The sequence below is a fragment of the Nonomuraea diastatica genome (assembly GCF_004349015.1).
Lineage (GTDB): Bacteria > Actinomycetota > Actinomycetes > Streptosporangiales > Streptosporangiaceae > Nonomuraea > Nonomuraea diastatica.
The window spans coordinates 1-2,909 of sequence record NZ_SMKP01000364.1; the positions used below are offsets into that span (position 1 = coordinate 1).

The following is a 2,909-nucleotide window of genomic DNA, read 5'->3' on the forward strand; positions in this document are numbered from 1 at the left end:
GGGTGCTGGTCAGGATGAGGGCGACCGCCGTCACGAAGATGGCGAGCACGGCCGCGGCGGACCCGTACACCGGGAGCTTGGGCAGCACCCAGGACGTCGGATGCGACCCTGCGGGCATGGTGGCGGCGGTGCCGCCGGTGAGGGGTTGCAGGGCCGCCCTCAGCGTCACCGTGTCCTGGCGCCGTGCGGGCTCCTTCTCCAGCAGCCGCATGAGCACGGGCCCCAGCGCGCCCGCCCGCTGGGGTGGCCTGGGCGGCTCGGTCATCACCGCGCCGTGCGTGGCCATGGCGGTCGGACGCGAGAACGGAGGCACGCCCTCGACGGCCGTGTAGATCGTCGCCCCGAGCGACCAGAGGTCGGCGGCGGGTCCGGCGACCCGGCCGGGCTCCTCGGTGAGCGCCTCGGGAGCGGTGAATCCCGGTGTCCCCATCGGCGCGCCGCCCGGCTGCCCGCCGGCCCTGGTGGCGATGCCGAAGTCGGACAGCAGGATGCGGCCGTCGCCGGCGAGCAGCACGTTGCCCGGCTTGACGTCGCGGTGCAGCAGCCCGCGCGTGTGCGCGGCGGCCAGCGCGGACAGCACGAACAGCCCGATCGAGGCGGCCCACTCCGGTGACAGCGGTCCGCCCGACTTCACGACCTCATCGAGCGAGCGGCCTTCGACGAGCTCCATGACGATCCACGGCTCGGACCCCTCCACGACCACGTCGTGGATCGCGACCACGGCGGGATGCCTGACCTGCACCGCGACGCGAGCCTCGTGCAGGGTGCGCTCGCGCAGCCGCGCGTGATCGTCCGGGGACAGGTTCGCGGGCAGGTGCACCTGCTTGATCGCCACCTCGCGCCCGATCACCGTGTCACGGGCGCGCCATACGACGCCCATCCCGCCCCTGCCGATCTGCGCGATCACCTGGTAGCGCCCGCCCACGAGTCGTGGCTGATTCATCGTTTCACCCCTGGCGTCCTAGCGCCGCCACGACCCATCGGGCGGCGTCACGCGCGCCCTTGCGCATGGCCTCGTTGTCGCCGATCTCTTTCACGTCGACGTATCTGATCTGCATCACGACGTTGCTCAGGCGGAAGATCACATCGTGCCGTTCCACCTGGCCCTTGGTGTTGACCAGCTCGTAACTGAACGCCTCATCGCCGATGCCGTTGACTTTCTCGTACGCCTTGCACTCCTGCGTGATCGTCTTCTCGAGGCCGATGTCAGGCCAGTTCCATGTGATCTTCACGCCGGATTCGGCACCGTTGAGCTTGTTGACGAACCTCTCCGAGGCCTCGTCCACGCTGCGCCCCCAGGCGCTCTCCAGCGGGACCGGCTCCACCGGGATCACGCCGACGCCGTTGCCGCGCGCCGTCCACGCGCAGCCTTCGTTCTCGCTCGCGCCCTTGGGGGAGGCCTTCGGGACCAGCGAGCGCACCTGGGTGGGCGTCATGAGCGCGCACACGTCCACGGGCGCGCTGAACCTCGCGGCCGTCGCGGTCGCGGAGGGCGTCGCCGACGGTGTCTGAACGGGGGCGGAGGTGGCGGCAAGCGCGCCGGCGGTCGTCGTGGGTTGCGGGGTGGTGGGCGCCGATCGCGGCAGGAGCGCGACGGTGGCCGCGACGGCCGCCACGGCCGCGACCAGGCCGGCGCCGATGAGGACCGGCCCGCGCCCGCTGCCCTTCCGTGGGCCAGACGGCCCGGAAAGGGGCCCGGAAAGGGGCCCGGAAAGGGGCCCGGAAAGGGGCCCGGAAAGGGGCCCGGAAAAGGGCACGGACAGGGGGGCGGTGGCCTGCCCGCCTTCTGCCACCTGCCGCAGCAAGTGGGCTGTCAGCCGCGCATCGGGGCGCTGGTACGGCTCGCGCGCCAGCAGTTGCATGAGCACCGGGCCGAGCCGTCCGGCACGCTCGGGGGGCCGGGGCGGCCGGGTCAGGGCGTCCCGCAGCACCGTCATGGGCGAGGTGCCGGTGTAGGGAGCCTGGCCCTCGACCGCGGCGTAGAGGGTGGCGGCCAGGGACCACAGGTCGGAGGCCGGGCCGCCGCGCTCGCCGCGCAGCCGCTCCGGGGCGATGTAGCCGGGGGAGCCGACGAGCAGGCCCGACTCGGTGATCGTGGCCTGGTCCTCCAGTCGGGCGATGCCGAAGTCGGTGAGCACCACCCGTCCGTCGTCGGTGAGGAACACGTTGGCCGGTTTGACGTCGCGGTGCTGGATGCCGTGGGCATGCGCGGCCGACAGCGCGTCCAGCACCCGCAGCCCGAGCGCCGCCGCGCGTTCCGGCGCCCACGGGCCTTCGGCGGCCACGGCGTCCTTCAGATCGCGGCCCTTGAGCATCTCCATGACGATCGTGGGCAGGCCGTTGTGGGTGAGCACGTCGTGGACCGTGATGATGTTCGGATGCCGTAGCTGGGCGGCGGCCATCGCTTCACGTGTCGCACGCTGCAGCGCCTCCTCGCGCTCGGCCGCGGTGAGCGACTCAGGCAGCAGCAGGGCCTTGACCGCGACGTGGCGGTCAAGCAGCTCGTCGTGGGCGAGCCATACCGTGCCCATGCCTCCCTGGCCGAGTGTCTGCAACACTCGATAGCGGCCCGCTATTTTGCCTTCCCCGTTTCCCGGCACGCGGCCAACAGTATTGAGGGCAGGTTTCAATTCGCTATATTTCACGCCGCAACAATCGAATGAGTCCGAGCAGCGGAGCGATGATGACCACAGCACCACCTGTGCCACCTGCGTCTTACTGGCCGGACCAGGGCAGCGGGCAGCCGTCGACCTCGAAGCCACCAGGGTGGGCGATGGGCGTCATGGCCGCCGCCGCGACGGTCGCGGTGCTCGGCGGCGGGCTCATCGCCGTGCGGAACGTGGGCACGCAGCCTCCGGTCGCGATGCCCCCCGATCCCGGGGGCAAGGTCGGCGCCCCGGCCTCCCCGC

At 71.9% G+C, this 2,909-nt stretch carries 2 protein-coding genes; both read right to left on the reverse strand.

Annotated elements, in window-relative coordinates:
• A partial coding sequence (locus tag E1294_RS51520; RefSeq protein WP_132520552.1) for a serine/threonine-protein kinase occupies positions 1-943 on the reverse strand: 943 nt, incomplete at its 3' end.
• Between the two features lie 4 nt (positions 944-947).
• Positions 948-2,762, reverse strand: a complete 1,815-nt coding sequence (locus E1294_RS51525) for a serine/threonine-protein kinase (RefSeq protein ID WP_342775167.1) — start codon at positions 2,760-2,762, stop codon at positions 948-950.
• Between the last annotated feature and the right edge of the window lie 147 nt (positions 2,763-2,909).